This window comes from Cryptosporangium aurantiacum (assembly GCF_900143005.1).
Classification (GTDB): domain Bacteria; phylum Actinomycetota; class Actinomycetes; order Mycobacteriales; family Cryptosporangiaceae; genus Cryptosporangium; species Cryptosporangium aurantiacum.
Genome location: NZ_FRCS01000002.1, coordinates 109,460 through 124,027 on the forward strand (window position 1 = coordinate 109,460; position 14,568 = coordinate 124,027).

Genomic DNA, 14,568 nt, shown 5'->3' on the forward strand with positions numbered 1-14,568 from the left:
TGCAAAATCTTGACTGCATAGTGGATTCCTGAATCAAGTCAGCACCCACCAACGACCAAAAGACTTATATCGACGCCCGGCACGCAAACACTTTTCGTGGTTTGCGTCGGCGCCTGCTGCCTACTGCGCGGCAGGACGAGCAGTAGAGCTCCGGACCACCAACTCGGGTTCGAAGAGCAGTTCGTCGGGTGACACCGCGCTGCCCTTGATCTGGGTCGCCAGCAGCTCGACCGCCGCGCGTCCCATCGCCTCGATCGGCTGCCGGACCGTGGTCAGCGGCGGATCCGTGCAGTTCATGAACGCCGAGTCGTCGAACCCGACCACCGACAGATCCCTGGGGACGGCCAGCCGGCGGCGCCGAGCGGCCCGGACGGCGCCGAGCGCCAGCATGTCGCTCGCGCAGATCACGCCGGTGACCCCGCGCTCGATCAGCTTCGCCGCGGCGGCCTGGCCACCCTCCAGCGAGAACATCGCGTGCTCGACGAATTCCGGCGGTGTCGCGACGCCGAGCTCCGCGGCGAACGTCCGGAACTCCGCAAGCTTGCGCCGGGACGGCACGTGGTCGACCGGGCCGAGCAGCAGCCCGATCCGCTCGTGACCCAGCGAACGGAGGTGGCCGAGCGCCTGTTCCACCGCAACCGCGTCGTCGCACGAGACCCGCGGGAAGCGCAAGCGCTCGATCCCGGCGTTGACGAGCACCACCGGCAGCCGCCGGGCGGCCAGCCGCTCGTAGTGCGCGTGCTCGGCGTCCGCCTGGGCGAACAGGCCGCTGGCGAACATCACACCGGAGACGTGCTGCTCGAGCAGGAGGTCGACGTACTCGGCCTCGGAAACGCCGCCCGCGGTGCGCGTACACAGCACCGGCGTGAAGCCCTTCTGCGCGAGCGCGTCGCCCACGACCTCGGCGAACGCCGGGAAGATCGGGTTCTGCAGCTCGGGCAGGACGAGGCCGACCAACCGTCCGCGTTCCCCGCGTAACTGGGTGGGCCGCTCGTATCCCAGCACGTCGAGCGCGGTGAGCACGGCTTCCCGGGTGGCGTCCGACACCCCGGGGCGTCCGTTGAGTACCCGGCTCACCGTGGCCTCGCTGACGCCGACCTTTCGCGCCACTTCCGCAAGCCGCCTCGTCACGGCTTGCAAAATAGCGCAAGATTTGGACGGCCGCTGGCGTTCGTCCGTCGAGTGAACACCGCCCGGGGCAGGCCTCTACTGTTCCCCCGTGGCTCGAACCCTCCGCAAGGTGCTCAGCAAGCTCCGTCCCCGCCGACGCGGGCCGTCGCCCGCCGACGTCGCCGCGCGCCTCAACGGAGGAGCGCCCGCGCCGAGCGGCCGGCACCTCGCCTACGCGCCGAACCTCGACGGCGACGCGGACCCCGGCGAGATCGTCTGGACGTGGGTGCCGTACGAGGACGATCCCAGCCAGGGCAAGGACCGCCCGGTCCTCGTCGTCGGACGCCAGGGCAAGCGGCTGCTGGGGCTGATGCTCTCGTCGCAGAGCGAGCGCGACGGCCAGCGGCACTGGTTCCCGCTCGGCGCGGGCGCCTGGGACCGGGAGAACCGGCCGAGCTGGATCCGGCTCGACCGGGTCATCGAGGTGGACGAGGACGGCATCCGGCGCGAGGGCGCGGTCCTGGCCCGCGACCGCTTCGAGGCCGTCGCGGCCGAACTCCGCGCCGAGTACCGCTGGGCTTAGGAGCTCCCCGCGCCGGCTGACGTGAAAGCGGCCTCTAAGCGCGCGTGAGAAGCCGCTTTCGCGTGAATCCGCGGGGCCCCGCCGGAGGCCGCGGTCAGGATGCGGCGGCGCGGAGGCTGGCGGCGGTGGCGGACGCGTCGTAGTTGGGGCCTACGCCCTCGACCAGGATCACCGTGCCGGGGATGTGGTCGGTCCGGAGCGGCAGGATCTCCTGGTAGGCGGGTGAGGCGTACCAGGCCCGCGCCTTTTCGACGTCCGGGAACTCGATGATCACGATCGTTCCCGGCCAGTCGCCCTCGATGACCTCGGGCAGCACGCCGTGCACGACGAACCGGCCGCCGTACGGATCCATCGTGGACTGGATCCGCTCGATGTACTCGAACACCTCGTCGTGGTTCGCGAGCTCGTACAGGTGGGCGATTCCGTAGGCGGGCATTCGGTCCTCCTCGTGGATGGCGTGCCCCCAGCCTCGCCACCCGCCCGCACGATGTCGATTACCCACGGGGTAATCACCGGCCGCCTTGACACCCTTGGCTAATCGAGTTAGCTTTTTGGCTATGGAGATTAGCTACTTGGACCGCGGCGTCGGCCGCATCGCGTACGACGTGCAGGGAGAGGGCCCGCTGGTGGTCGCCGTCCCCGGCATGGGGGACCTCCGCTCGGTCTACCGGTTCCTCGCACCGCAACTGGTCGCCGCCGGCTTCCGGGTCGCGACCATGGACCTCCGCGGCCACGGCGACAGCGACGACGGCTTCCCCGCCTACGACGGCGTCGCCGCGGGCACCGACGTCCTCGCGCTGGTGGAGCACCTGGGTGGCGGTCCGGCGCTGCTCATCGGCAACTCGATGGCGGCGGGCGCCGTCACCTGGGCCGCCGCCGAGAAGCCGGACGTCGTCGCCGGGCTGGTGCTGACCGGCGCGTTCGTCCGCAACCCGAAGCTCAACCCGCTGATGGGCGTCCTCATGAAGGCGTTGCTGGTGAAGCCGTGGGGGCCGGGGGCCTGGAAGGCCTACTACAAGTCGCTCTACCCGGGAAACCCGCCCGCGGACCTCGACCAGCACCTGGCGTCGATCGCGGCGAGCATGCGCCGCGGCGACCACTGGCGGTCGTTCGTGCAGACCACCCGCACCAGCCACGCGCCGGCCGAGGCGCGGTTGTCCGAGGTGCACGCCCCCACACTGGTCATCATGGGTGAGAAGGACCGCGACTGGCCGGATGCCGCCGCCGAGGGCCGGTTCGTCGCCGACGCGCTGGGAGGCGAGCTGATCGTGGTGCCGAACGCAGGCCACTACCCGATGGCCGAGTACCCCGAGCAGGTCGGGCCCGCGGTGCTGGCGTTCGCGCAGCGGGTGCACGCCGGTGCCTAGGGCCGGGCTGACCCCGGCGATCGTCGTCGCCGAAGCCGCCAGGCTCGCCGACGAGGTGGGGCTCGACCGGCTGACGCTGGCGCTGGTCGCGCAGCGTCTCGGGGTAGCGCTGCCCAGCCTCTACAAACACGTCAAGGGGCTGGACGCACTGCACCAGCAACTGTCCGCGCTGGCCACCGACGAGCTGGCGACCGAGCTGGCCACCGCGGCGGTCGGGCGGTCCGGAACGGAGGCGGTGCTCGCCGTGGCCGACGCCTACCGCGCGTACGCCCGCACGCATCCGGGACGTTATCCGGCGACCCAGCGGGTCCCCGATCCGGACGACCCGGCGCACGTCCGGTCCGGGGAACGCGCGGTCGGGACGATCGTCGCGGTGCTCGCCGGTTACGGCCTCTCCGGCGACGACGCGATCGACGCCACCCGCGCGCTGCGCAGCGCACTGCACGGCTTCGTCGCGCTGGAGAACGCTGGCGGTTTCGGCATGCCGCAGGACGTCGACCGCTCGTTCGCGCAGCTGGTCAAGGCGCTGGACGCGGCGTTCCGATCCTGGCCCGCAGCTGATCCAGCCCCGGACCGCTCAGCTCCGGCAGCGCCGCCGTCCGCCCGCTGAGCGTCAGCAGCAGCGCGCCGATCGGGCCGCGGACCTCGGGCCCGTCACCGACCGTCCAGTCCACATCGGTCGCGGTCAGCCGGAGACCGGCCAGCCGCCGACGCGCGCGGAACGGAAAGCCCATCTCCCAGATCCGGGTGGCCGCGGCCCGCGCCTCGGCGAGCGGCATCTCCCGGCGCCGCCCCAGCGGCCGGACGATGTCCTGCTGGTGGACGAGAAGGTCGAGCAGCGGCTCGTACACGGTGGTGCGCGGCGCGAGCCGCCGCGACCCGACCGTGCCCCGCAGCGTCGCGACGATCTCCTCGGTGGGGCGTGCGGCCCGGCGGATCGCCGACTCGCGGATCATCCGGTTGAAGTCACCGCGGGCACGGACGATCTCCCAGAGGACCGCCGACAGGCTCGCGGTGGCCCCCATTGTCAGGTGAGAGGCCACGTCCCGCACCCGCCAGCCCGGGCAGAGCGACGGATGCTCCCACTCCTCGGGCGCGAGCGTCTCCAGCAGGTCGGCCAGCTCACCACGTTGAACGTCGATCGCCCGCCACACGTCGGTCGGCTCCATGCCGTACCCCGCTCGTCAGGGAACCGGAAGATCCGGCTCCCAAAGGATAGGCCCGGCGAATGCGCACCGCCCGGCCCCCAATGAGGGGGCGAAGGACCGTCACGGAACGACCCGTCTGTCCAAATCGGCCGGAAGTTTGGAACTGCTGCTCGCATTCAGCGCGCGGACATCGCCGGGTGGTGCCATGGTTGTCACCTGGTGGGGCGACCGGACACTGGCGATGCCGGGGGTGTGATTGGTCTTGGCGTCACTCGTGAGCAAAGACGCGCCGGTCCGCAGCGCGGACGGGCCCTCCACGAACGCGTCAACCCGCTGGTGGTTGTGGTCGCTGACCGGCGGCACGGCCGCCGTCGTCATCGTGAACTCGGTGCCGGCCCACGTGGGCCCGCTGGCCTGCACGGTAGTCGAGCTCGGCACGATCGCCGCGCTCGTGGTCGGTATCCGGCTGAACCGGCCACCGCAGCGGCTGAACTGGCTCATCGTCCTCGGCGCGATGTCGCTGCTCACCGCGGCGAAGCTGGTCCAGCGTGCCCACACGATCTTCGACGTGGGCCCCGGACTGCCCACGATGCTCGTCGACTGGCTCTACCTCGTCGTCTACCTGCTGCTCGCGATCGCGCTCGGCATCCTGCCGCTGCACGGGCGGCAGCGCACCAGGCTGACGAGCATGACCGAGGTCGGCATCCTCGCCTGCACGATCGTGGTCCTGACCTGGTCCGGCGTCGTCGACCCGGCGCTGGACGCGTTCGAGATCGACACGGTCGTCGCGGTCACCGCGTCGCTGCTGCCGATGCTCGGGCTGCTGATGGTGACCACCACGGCCCGCCGGGTCTTCACCGCCAGCACCCGGACGCCGTCCGGGGTGCTCACGGTCCTCGCGCTGGTCGTGTTGTTCGCCGGCGACACGGTCGCGATGGCCGCCCGGCTGGACAACGGCGCGACCGCCGGGGCCAAGCCGTCGATGATCGGCTGGCTGGTGGCCACCGTCCTGCTCGCCACCGCCGCACTCCACCCCTCGGCGGCCGTCGACCCGCTGCCCGCCGAACGGCCCAGCCGCGGTGTGATGGCCCGCGGCTACGTGCTGCTCATCCTCGTCGGACCGACCGCGACCGCGCTCGCGCTGCTGCGCGAGCTGCACAGCGGCTACGAGATCAACGGTTTGGACGTCGCTGTCCCGCTCGCCGCGACCACGGTGACCGCCGTCCTCCTGGTGTTCCGGCTGACCGCCTTCGCCCGCGTGGCCGAGCAGCGCGCCACCGCACTCGACGCCCGCACCGAAGCGCTCGAGATCGCGCTGTCCGAGCAGGTGACGCTGCGCAAGGTGCTCAGCCACCAGGCGACCCACGACCCGCTCACCGACCTGCCCAACCGCACGCTGTTCGGCGAGTGTGTCGACGAGGCGCTGAGCAGCGGCGAGCCGGGCACCGTGCTGTTGTTCGACCTCGACGGGTTCAAGGACGTCAACGACCGGTACGGGCACGAGGTCGGCGACGAGCTGCTGGTGGCGATCAGCGAGCGGGTGCAGCAGCACGTGCCGGCACCGCACACGCTGGCCCGGCTCGGTGGCGACGAGTTCGCGGTGCTGCTGCGGAGGAGCGATCACCAGGAGAGCGTGCGGTGCGCGCAGGCGATCCTCGCCGCGGTGCGGCGCCCGTTCCAGGTCGGGCCGTACCAGCTCTACACCGCCGCGAGCCTGGGCCTGCGCGCGCTGGACTCCGAGACCGGCACCGCCCGGATGCTCAGCGACACCGACCTCGCGCTCTACGCGGCCAAGGCGGCCGGACGCGACCAGCTGGTCTGTTACGACACCCAGCTGCGGACCAGACATCTGGCCCAGGCGCGGATGGTCGACCGGCTGCGCGACGCGCTGGAGCACGACCAGCTCTCGGTGTACTACCAGCCGGTCGTGGACTTCGCGAACGACCGCTGGGTCACGGTCGAGGCGCTGGCGCGCTGGGAGACCGACGAGTGGTCGGTCAGCCCCGACCAGTTCATCCCGGTCGCCGAGGACAGCGGGTTGATCGTCGCGCTCGGTACCTGGGTGCTGCGCAAGGCCTGCCGGGACGCCGCCGGCTGGCACCGGGATCACGGCACCCGGCTCGCGGTGAACGTCTCCGTGCACCAGCTCCGTGAGGCCGACTTCGCCGCGGTTGTGCGAACCGCGCTCGCCGACAGCGGCCTGCCGCCGGGCGCGCTCTCGCTGGAGATCACCGAGAGCGTGCTGGTCGGCGCGGGTACCCAGCGGACGCAGGCGATCGCGCACCTCACCGAGCTGCGCGCGGCCGGCGTGGTGGTCGCGATCGACGACTTCGGCACCGGCTTCTCGTCGCTGTCGTACCTGCGGACGCTGCCGATCGACACGATCAAGATCGACCGGGCGTTCGTGCCCTGCGCGCAGACCGAGGACCCGCAGCAGGTCGCGATGGTCCGGGCGATCGTGGAACTGGCGCGGGGGCTCGGGCTCGGCACCGTGGTCGAGGGTGTCGAGACGTCGGCCCAGGCCACGGTGCTGAAGCGGCTCGGGTGCGAGCTCGGGCAGGGCTACCACTACGGCCGGCCGGTTCCCGCCGACGTGATCAGCGCGACGCTCGCCCCGGAGAACCAGCCCGCCTAGAACACGACCGGGTCGCCGTCGACCGCTGACCAACCGCCGGTCGGGCGCGCGACCAGCGTCCGGCCGGTGAACTCGGACGTGCCGGACGAGATCAGGTGCAGCACCAGTCCGGCCAGCTCGGACGACCGGCGGGTGGGCAGCGCCCGCAGGCCGCCGACCTGCGCACCAGGACCGGCCGCGTCGGTCGGGGCGACCACCGAGGTCACCCGGGTCCGCGGGCCGAGGCGCACCGCGATCTCCCGGGTCGAGACGCTCACCAGCGCCGCGACCGTATCGACGTTCGTGCCGTCGACCGGGTAGACGTTCGTGATGCTGCCGCCACGCTCGGCCATCCAGGCGAGCTGCACCCGGTAGATCCAGCCGGACGGCACGCCCATCGGCCCGTGCCGGTCGGTCGAGACGATGTTGACCAGCGCGTCGATCCGTTCGAACGCCGCGAGCGCGTAGTCGACGGTGTCGTCCTGGTGATCGGGGTCCCGCCCGCTCCCGGCGACGCCGAGCACCACACCGGGCCCGGGGCCGTCGACCAGCGCTTGGACGACGTCCGAATCGGAGTCGGCAGCACACACCTGATGCCCCTCGCCGACCAGCGCGGTGATCACGGATCTCCCGGTCGTCGACCCGGCTCCGGTCACCAGCACCGCCCGGACGCCGACCGTCGTCATTCCCCGTCTCCCCCGTCCCGCCCGGGCCCTGTGTCCGTTGGGAGTCTCGGCGAGCGGCGATCCGTTCCGCGTCGGCAATCCTGCCGGTCTACGTTTGCGCCGCTTTCTCCGGTTCCGCTTCGGTGCGCGGACGCCGCCGGGAACGCGGGCGCAGGCGGACGTAGAGCAGGGCACCGGCCGTGACGACCACGGCCCAGGCCAGGTAACGACCGGTCAGCGCGGTGAGCACCAAGACGATGCCCAGCGCGGACACCGCCGTGACCCACGCGCGCCCACCGGTCGGCAGCAGCTTCACGGCGGCGGCGACCCCCACCGCGTACACGGTGACGAACAACCCGGTGGTGACCAGGACGAGCAGCCGCGGCCCGATCCCGGCGACGAGCAGCCCGGCGAGCGCGACCAGCACCCCGGCGACCAGCACTCCGAGGCTGCGCCGGGGCACCTCGCCCGCGCTGCTGCCCTGGGCGATCCAGGACGGCAGCGACCCGTCCCGCCCGAGCGCCGCGCCGAGCTTCGCCGCGCCCGCGAAGTAGGCGTTGATCGTGCCGAACGTCAGCAGCACCGCGGCCACCGCGGCGAGCGTGCGGGCGTTCCCGCCGACTGCGGTGGCCAGCAGCTCTCCGAGCGGCGCGTCGGACGATCCGGCGGCCGTCCCGAGCACCCCGATCACCGCGAACGCCACCGCCAGATACAGCACGCCGACGATGACCACGGCCGCCGCGGTGGCGCGCGGCAGGTCACGCGCCGGGCGGCGGAACTCGGCGGTGAGGTGGGTGATCACCTCCCAGCCGACGAAGCTCCAGACCAGCAGCGCGGCGGTCGGCCCGATCGCGAGCCAGCCGTGCGGCGCGAACGGGCGGAGGTTGCCCTGGTCCAGGTGCGGCACCGCGAGCACGACGGCCACCAGCAGGAACGTCACCAGCAGCACGGACAGTCCGAACTGGACCCGCCCGGACAGCCGGACGCCGAACACGTTCGTAACGCTGACCGCCGCGATCAGCACGACCGCGGAGACCGCGACCGTGGTCGTGCCGCCGCCGACCGCGGACTCGACGTACGCGCCGGCGAACAGCGCCGCGGCCGAGGCGCCCGGTGGTACCGCGAAGTAGAAACACCACCCGACCACGGTGGCGGCCTGCTCGCCGAACGCGAGCCGCGCGTACGTCGAGACGCCTCCGGCGTCCGGGTAGCGGGCGCCGAGCGCGGCGAACGCGGCCGCGAGCGGTGCGGACGCGACGACGAGCAGCAGCCAGGCCACCAGCGACGCCGGGCCGGAGACCTCGGCGGCCAGCGCGGGCAGCGCGATGACGCCGGTACCGAGCACGGCCCCGACGTACAGCGCGGTGCCGTGGACGAGCGAGAGCCTGCCTGTTCCGGTCATGCCGCAACCCTCGGCCGGGGCCGTTCTGGCGAACAGGTCGATTAGCGGCGGACTGCGCTAAATTTCTGCCATGGGCCAGGACCGGCACGTCGTCGCGTTGGCGGTGACCGACTCCCTGCCCGTCTTCGAGCTGGCGGTGGCCTGCGAGGTGTTCGGCCTCGACCGCAGCGACATCGTGGATCCCTGGTATGACCTGCGCCTCTGCGCGGCCGAGCCCGGCCCGTTGCGGACCGCGGCCGGGTTGAGCGTCGACCCGAAGTACGACCTCGAGGACCTGGTCGCGGCCGACACCGTGCTGGTGTCCGGCGTCCATCGGACGACGCAGGTGACGCCGCCGGAGCCGCTGCTGGACGCGTTGCGCCGCGCGCACCGGGCCGGGAAGCGGATCGTCTCGCTCTGCGGTGGCGCGTACGTGCTGGCTGCCGCAGGCCTTCTGGACGGACGGCGCGCCACACTGCACTGGATGAACGCGCTCGACTTCGCGCACCGGTTCCCCCAGGTCCGGGTGGACCCCACCGTGCTCTACGTCGACGACGGCGACATCCTGACCAGCGCCGGAACCGCCGCGGCGATCGACCTGTGCCTGCACATCGTCCGGCGTGACCACGGGTCGGCGGTCGCCGCGGAGGTCGCGCGGAGGATGGTGGTTCCCCCACCGCGGCAGGGCAGCCAGGCCCAGCACCCGACGCCGATCGCCACCCGCAAACCCGACGACCTCAGCGCGGTGCTGGCCTGGGCACAGGAGCGGCTCGACCAGCAGCTGACCGTCGCGGACCTGGCCCGGCAGGCGCACCTGAGCCCGACGACGTTCGCCAGGCGCTTCCGGACGACGCTCGGCGCGACGCCGCTGCAGTGGCTGGTCGAGCAGCGGGTGCGCCGGGCGCAGGAGCTGCTGGAGACCACCGACGAGCCGATCGAACGGATCGCCCGGCTGGCCGGGTTCGGGACGCCCGCGAACCTCCGGCACCACTTCCAGCGGCTCGTCGAGGTGTCGCCGCAGACCTACCGGCACGTGTTCCGCTACCGGGCCCGCACGACCCCGGCATGATGTGCGGCATGGCCCAACCGGAACGAACGACGCAGCCGGAGTGGGCGTCGCTGACGGAGACCCAGCGGCACCGCTGGCGTGCGGTGCTGCGGTGTCTGGCCGAGGTCGTGCCCGCCGGAGCGGCCGTGACCGTCGACGGCGTCGGTGCCGAGGTGTTCGCCGAGCGGCTGGCGGCGGTGGCGAGCGCGTCCGCGGTGGTGGCCGGCGCCGCGGGGCGCCGGGCAGCGGCGGACGTCGTCGTGCGGCTGCGCGGCGGGCCGCCCGGAGCGGACCGTGCCGAGCCCGCGGACGTCGTCGTCGACCTGCGTGATCCGGCGTGGCCGGTGATCCGGCACGTCTCGAACCGGCTGGCCGCCGCCGACAGCTGGCACCGGACCGAGTCGCGGGCGTTTTTCGCGGCGAAGGCCGCCACCTGGGACAGCCGGTTCGGTGACGACCTGCCCGCCTACGCCGCGGCGGTCGCGGACGCCGGGTTCCGGCCCGGCGGGCTGCTGGTCGACGTCGGGTGCGGCACCGGGCGTGCGCTGCCGGCTCTGCGCACCGCGGCCGGCCCGGACGGCGTCGTGGTCGGCCTGGACCTGACGCCGGAGATGCTGGCCGAGGCGCGCGCCCGCAGCGTCACCGAGCACGCGGCGCTGGTGCTCGCGGACGCCTGCCGCCTGCCGTTCGCGAACAGGGCCGCCGACGGCGTCTTCGCCGCCGGCCTGCTCATGCACCTGCCTGATCCGGACGCCGGACTGCGCGAACTCGCCCGGGTCACCCGCCCGGGAGGCCTGCTCGTGCTGTTCCACCCGACCGGGCGGGCAGCGCTCGCCGAGCGGCACGGCCGGACGCTGCGCCCGGACGAACCGCTCGCGGAGGGCCCGCTCCGGGCGTCCACGGAGCGCACGGGGTGGCACCTGACCCGCTACGACGACGCCCCGGCCCGCTTCCTCGCGGTGGCGAGGCGCTCAGAACCGTAGGAACTCCACCGGCTGGTCGGGCTCCCAGCCCGGCTCGAGTACGGCCACGCCGTCGGCGTCGGCTGCTGCTCGCAAGCGCGCCGGGCCCGCGTCCGACACCGGAACGGCCGCCCCGTCGCGGACCCGTACCGGCAGCAGGCGGGTCACCGTCCCCGGCGGCGGCGAACCACCGCGCAACGGGAACCGGACCGCGGGTGCCTCGGCCCGGCCGAGTAGGCCGTCGAGCAGCGGACGCAGCAGCGTGAGGCAGCCGACCAGGCCCGCGAACGGGTTGCCGGGAAGCCCGATCACCCAGCCGCCGTCTGGCAGCCCGGCGAGCAACTGCGGATGGCCGGGGCGGCAGGCCACGCCGTCGACGTGCAGGGTCGCGCCGAGGTCCGCCAGCACCGCGTGCAGGTGGTCGGCCCGGCCGACCGACGAGGAACCGGTGACGACGACAACGTCCGGCCCGGCCGCGGCCACGGCGGCACGCAGGCGGTCGCGGTCGTCCGGCACCGGGACCAGCTCCGGTGTGGACGCTCCGGCCTGCTCGGTCAGCGCGACCACCAGCGGGCCGAGCGCGTCGCGGACCTGCCCGGCGCCCGGCAGCCCGACGTCCACCACCTCGTCGCCGGTCACCACCAGCCGCACCGCCGGACGACGTCGGACCGGGAGCGAGTCGGTCCCGCCCTGGGCGAGCAGTCCGAGCAGCGGCGGGGTGACGTCCCGGCCCGCGGTGGCGAGCACGTCGCCGGGCCGGAGGTCCTCACCTGCCCGGCGGATGTGCGCCTTCCGGGGCGGCGGTGCGTCGACGAGGCCCCCGTCGACCCGCACGTCCTCGTACGGCACCACCGCCTCGGCGCCGTCCGGCACCGGCGCACCGGTCGCGATCTCCACCGCGGTGCCCGGCGTGACGACACCGGGGTTCGTGGCACCGGCGAGCACCCGCCCGGTCACCCGCCACGGCCCGGCGCCGGCCACCGCGTATCCGTCCATCGCCGCGGTGTCGAACCCCGGGACGAGCGTGCGGGAGCAGACGTCGGCGGCCAGCACCCGGCCGGCGCCGAGCGCGAGCGGCACGGTGTCGACCCCCACCGGCCCGGCGAGCGTCCGGGCGAGGGCGCGGGCCTCGCGCCAACTCGCGAGCGTCACGTCCACCTCACGGTCTCGGAGAGCAGTGTCTACAGTATGCACCCGAGGCGGGCGCGGACACGATCAGCTATCGCGGCGAGATAGGGGCCACGTCGAGCGTGTACCCGCGCGTTGGGTGAATCGGAACCGTGCCGCCGGAGCATGTCCGCGACCCGGTCGTCGAACGTCATCCGCCGCCCACCGGGGCCGACGGTCTGATCGGCATAGGTGAGGGCGTCGGTGAGCGGTGACTCCTCCTCGGAGTACCGGCTCAGCTCGGGGAGCAGCCCACGGTCCTCGGCGACGAACCGCGCGCCGGAGTGGTAGGCGACCAGCGCGCACACGCGGGGCTCCCACTCCCTGGCGCGCAGGCCGTCGGCACCATCGAGCGGGTGGAAGCCGGTCTCCCGCAGTTCGGGCGCGTAGCCGATGTCGTGTAACCAGGCGGCGGCGACGAGCAGCTCCCGGTCGTCGGCGGGCACCGCGCCGGTCAGTTCCTGCGCCCGCTCGGCAACACCAGCGGAGTGGCACCACCGCTCGGAGCCGACGCCGAGCAGCTCGCCTGCCAGATCACGGGCAGCCGCGATGAGCTCGCTCACTCGGCTACGCAGGTGTTGCGCTGCGTCCCCAGGCCGGTGATCGTGCACTCCAGCTCGTCACCCGGCCGCAGGAACACTCCCCAGTGCGCCCCGTTGCCCGCCGGCGAACCGGTGAGCAGCAGGTCGCCGGGCCGCAGCTCGGTCACCGTCGACGCGTACTCGATCAGCCGCGCGATGTCGAAGATCATGTCCTTGGTCGACTCGTCCTGCCGCACCACACCGTTGTGCTTCAGCGTGATCTGGAGCTGCATCGGGTCGCCGACGAACTCCGCGGGCACCAGGAACGGCCCGGTCGGCAGGAACGTCATCGCGTTCTTCGCCACGAACCAGTCGGTGCCGATCGCCTTCAGATCGGGCCGGTAGAGCCGGTCCCTGGTCGTGAGGTCGTTGCAGATCGTGTACCCGGCGACGTAGCTCATCGCCTCGGAGCGCGGGATCCGCTTCCCGGCCTTGCCGATCACCGCCGCGAGCTCGAGCTCCCAGTCGTGCTGCTCACCCTCGGTCGGCAACACGATGTCCTCGTACGCACCGCACATCGCCCGCGACGAGCCGAGGAACAGGTACGGCGTCCCGCTCTCGGCCCGCGCGTCCATCATCGCCGCCGCGTCCGCCCGTGCTTCCTCCGGCGTCGCGCCGTGCGCCGACTCCCGCTCCGCCGCGACCAGGTCGATCACGTGCTGCCGGTAGTTCGCGCCGCTCTGCAGGATCTGGCCCGGTTCCAGCGGCGGGAGCACGCGCACGGTGTCGCCACCGAGCCAGTTCCCCCGCGGATCGGAGGCCAGGCGGCGCAGCGTGGTGAGTGCCGAATCCCAGTCGGTGAGCAGATCGCGGACCGTCGGAGCGAGCGCGGACACGTCGCGCACCCGTCCGTGGGCGACCAGGCCCGGGAACGGGCGGCCGCTCACCTGGGCGAAGGTACCGAGCGCGAACTCACCGGCATGGGTCGGGAACGACACGGTGCCCTCCTCGGGCGGGGCCGCCCGACGGCATCAGCCGGGGGCGACGGACGTCAACAAGGTTGGAGCGTAGTAGTCGGAGTCGTCACCGTTTCCGCCCGGTCACCGGTTGTCACCGATTCGGCCTTGGGCTCCCTCGGCGGCGAAGCCAGCGTCGCACCGACGCCGGCCACGATGACCAGCACGATCGCCACGACCGCGCCGACACCGACGCCCTGCCCCAGCAGCGCGGCACCGGCCAGCGCCGCCACCGCCGGCTCCAGCGCCAGCAGCACGCTGAACGTCTTCTTCGGCATCCGGCCCAGCGCGAACAGCTCCAGCGAGTACGGGATCACCGACGCCAGCACGGCCATGCCCACGGCGGTGACCAGCACCGGCCACGACAGCAGGGCGCTACCGGCGGACACGACGCCCAGCGGGAGCGTCAGCAGGCCGGACACCACGCTGGCGGCCGCCAGCCCACCCATCCCGACGTCCGCGGACGCCACCCGCGCGCCGGCGAGGATGTACGCCGCCCAGAACGCCGCCGCGACCAGCGCCCAGGCCACCCCGGCGGTCGTCAGCGGCTGGTCGAACCCTTCGACGCCGAGCACGGCGACACCGGCCAGCGCCATCGCCACCCACAGCAGGTCGCGCGGTCGCCGGGACAGCACCGCGGCCAGCCCGAGCGGACCGAGGAACTCCAGCGTCACCGCGGCGCCGAGCGGGATCCGGCTCACCGCCTCGTAGAACGCTCCGTTCATCCCGGCGAGCGCGAGCCCCAGCAGCGCCACCGACGTCCACTGCCCGCGCGTCCACGACCGGACGCGCGGACGGGTGAGCGCCACCAGCACCAGCGCCGAGATCGACAACCGCAGCGCCGACGCACCGGCCGCCCCGATCACCGGGAACAGCGTGCTGGCGAGCGACGCGCCGAGTTGGAGAGAGGTCACCGACCCCAGAACAGCGAAGAAGGGAACGAAACGCACGCGCTCCAGCCTGCCTGACCAGGCCACTTCAGAAAA

15 protein-coding genes are annotated in these 14,568 nt (G+C 73.0%); 6 read left to right on the forward strand and 9 right to left on the reverse strand.

The window, feature by feature from the left end:
* Positions 1–120: 120 nt before the first annotated feature.
* A complete protein-coding gene (locus BUB75_RS07365) occupies positions 121–1,131 on the reverse strand; it encodes a LacI family DNA-binding transcriptional regulator (protein WP_073255093.1) in 1,011 nt (336 codons plus the stop codon).
* A gap of 88 nt (positions 1,132–1,219) precedes the next feature.
* Here BUB75_RS07365 and BUB75_RS07370 point away from each other — a divergent pair, with 88 nt between their 5' ends.
* Complete coding sequence (locus BUB75_RS07370) at positions 1,220–1,693, forward strand: type II toxin-antitoxin system PemK/MazF family toxin (protein ID WP_073253227.1); 474 nt, start codon at positions 1,220–1,222, stop codon at positions 1,691–1,693.
* A 94-nt stretch (positions 1,694–1,787) separates the two neighbouring features.
* Here the strand turns inward: BUB75_RS07370 and BUB75_RS07375 are convergent, their stop codons facing one another.
* Positions 1,788–2,129 (reverse strand): DUF1330 domain-containing protein, encoded by a 342-nt coding sequence (locus BUB75_RS07375; protein WP_073253230.1) that lies wholly within the window; start codon positions 2,127–2,129, stop codon positions 1,788–1,790.
* A gap of 121 nt (positions 2,130–2,250) precedes the next feature.
* On the opposite strand from BUB75_RS07375, the gene BUB75_RS07380 reads away from it, so the two are divergent.
* Both BUB75_RS07380 and BUB75_RS07385 read left to right on the forward strand, forming a co-directional pair.
* Entirely contained in the window at positions 2,251–3,060 is an 810-nt protein-coding gene (locus BUB75_RS07380; protein ID WP_073253233.1) for an alpha/beta fold hydrolase, read from the forward strand.
* Entirely contained in the window at positions 3,053–3,670 is a 618-nt protein-coding gene (locus tag BUB75_RS07385; protein WP_073253236.1) for a TetR/AcrR family transcriptional regulator, read from the forward strand. The genes BUB75_RS07380 and BUB75_RS07385 overlap by 8 nt, the downstream gene beginning before the upstream one ends.
* On the opposite strand, the gene BUB75_RS07390 is transcribed toward BUB75_RS07385, so the two are convergent.
* Entirely contained in the window at positions 3,579–4,229 is a 651-nt protein-coding gene (locus BUB75_RS07390; RefSeq protein ID WP_073253239.1) for a maleylpyruvate isomerase family mycothiol-dependent enzyme, read from the reverse strand. The two genes, BUB75_RS07385 and BUB75_RS07390, sit on opposite strands and share 92 nt — an antisense overlap.
* A 253-nt stretch (positions 4,230–4,482) precedes the next feature.
* On the opposite strand from BUB75_RS07390, the gene BUB75_RS07395 reads away from it, so the two are divergent.
* On the forward strand, positions 4,483–6,843 hold the full coding sequence (locus BUB75_RS07395; protein ID WP_073253242.1) for a putative bifunctional diguanylate cyclase/phosphodiesterase: 2,361 nt from the start codon (positions 4,483–4,485) through the stop codon (positions 6,841–6,843).
* Here BUB75_RS07395 and BUB75_RS07400 read toward each other — a convergent pair.
* Together BUB75_RS07400 and BUB75_RS07405 are read right to left on the reverse strand one after the other, a co-directional pair.
* Positions 6,840–7,508, reverse strand: coding sequence for an SDR family NAD(P)-dependent oxidoreductase (locus tag BUB75_RS07400; protein WP_073253245.1), 669 nt, complete (start codon positions 7,506–7,508; stop codon positions 6,840–6,842). The genes BUB75_RS07395 and BUB75_RS07400 overlap by 4 nt on opposite strands.
* 88 nt (positions 7,509–7,596) lie before the next feature.
* The gene (locus BUB75_RS07405; RefSeq protein WP_073253248.1) at positions 7,597–8,889 is read right to left on the reverse strand and encodes an APC family permease; all 1,293 of its coding nucleotides are present in this window, start codon (positions 8,887–8,889) and stop codon (positions 7,597–7,599) included.
* Between the two features lie 70 nt (positions 8,890–8,959).
* Between BUB75_RS07405 and BUB75_RS07410 the strand changes: the two genes are divergently transcribed.
* Complete coding sequence (locus tag BUB75_RS07410; RefSeq protein WP_073253253.1) at positions 8,960–9,937, forward strand: helix-turn-helix domain-containing protein; 978 nt, start codon at positions 8,960–8,962, stop codon at positions 9,935–9,937.
* Between the two features lie 8 nt (positions 9,938–9,945).
* Positions 9,946–10,899, forward strand: a complete 954-nt coding sequence (locus BUB75_RS44105; protein WP_143175070.1) for a class I SAM-dependent methyltransferase — start codon at positions 9,946–9,948, stop codon at positions 10,897–10,899.
* Here BUB75_RS44105 and BUB75_RS07420 read toward each other — a convergent pair.
* Genes BUB75_RS07420 through BUB75_RS07435 form a run of 4 tightly spaced genes read right to left on the reverse strand, consistent with a single transcriptional unit; the run spans position 10,888 to position 14,532 of the window.
* Positions 10,888–12,030, reverse strand: a complete 1,143-nt coding sequence (locus BUB75_RS07420; protein WP_218617360.1) for a molybdopterin molybdotransferase MoeA — start codon at positions 12,028–12,030, stop codon at positions 10,888–10,890. The genes BUB75_RS44105 and BUB75_RS07420 overlap by 12 nt on opposite strands.
* 29 nt (positions 12,031–12,059) lie before the next feature.
* Positions 12,060–12,608: an HD domain-containing protein gene (locus tag BUB75_RS07425; RefSeq protein ID WP_073253261.1), complete on the reverse strand. Its 549-nt coding sequence runs from the start codon at positions 12,606–12,608 to the stop codon at positions 12,060–12,062.
* Positions 12,605–13,564, reverse strand: coding sequence for a fumarylacetoacetate hydrolase family protein (locus tag BUB75_RS07430; RefSeq protein ID WP_073253264.1), 960 nt, complete (start codon positions 13,562–13,564; stop codon positions 12,605–12,607). Before BUB75_RS07430 ends, BUB75_RS07425 begins: the two co-directional genes overlap by 4 nt.
* A gap of 53 nt (positions 13,565–13,617) precedes the next feature.
* The gene (locus BUB75_RS07435) at positions 13,618–14,532 is read right to left on the reverse strand and encodes an EamA family transporter (protein ID WP_218617361.1); all 915 of its coding nucleotides are present in this window, start codon (positions 14,530–14,532) and stop codon (positions 13,618–13,620) included.
* Positions 14,533–14,568: the final 36 nt, after the last annotated feature.

What these genes read in the sequence shown, in the direction of transcription:
- BUB75_RS07375 (WP_073253230.1), bottom strand. Translation starts at nt 2,129, where the DNA reads ATGCCCGCCTACGGAATCGCCCACCTGTACGAGCTCGCGAACCACGAC.
- BUB75_RS07380 (WP_073253233.1), top strand. Translation starts at nt 2,251, where the DNA reads ATGGAGATTAGCTACTTGGACCGCGGCGTCGGCCGCATCGCGTACGAC.
- BUB75_RS07390 (WP_073253239.1), bottom strand. Translation starts at nt 4,229, where the DNA reads ATGGAGCCGACCGACGTGTGGCGGGCGATCGACGTTCAACGTGGTGAG.
- BUB75_RS07400 (WP_073253245.1), bottom strand. Translation starts at nt 7,508, where the DNA reads ATGACGACGGTCGGCGTCCGGGCGGTGCTGGTGACCGGAGCCGGGTCG.
- BUB75_RS07405 (WP_073253248.1), bottom strand. Translation starts at nt 8,889, where the DNA reads ATGACCGGAACAGGCAGGCTCTCGCTCGTCCACGGCACCGCGCTGTAC.
- BUB75_RS07410 (WP_073253253.1), top strand. Translation starts at nt 8,960, where the DNA reads ATGGGCCAGGACCGGCACGTCGTCGCGTTGGCGGTGACCGACTCCCTG.
- BUB75_RS44105 (WP_143175070.1), top strand. Translation starts at nt 9,946, where the DNA reads ATGGCCCAACCGGAACGAACGACGCAGCCGGAGTGGGCGTCGCTGACG.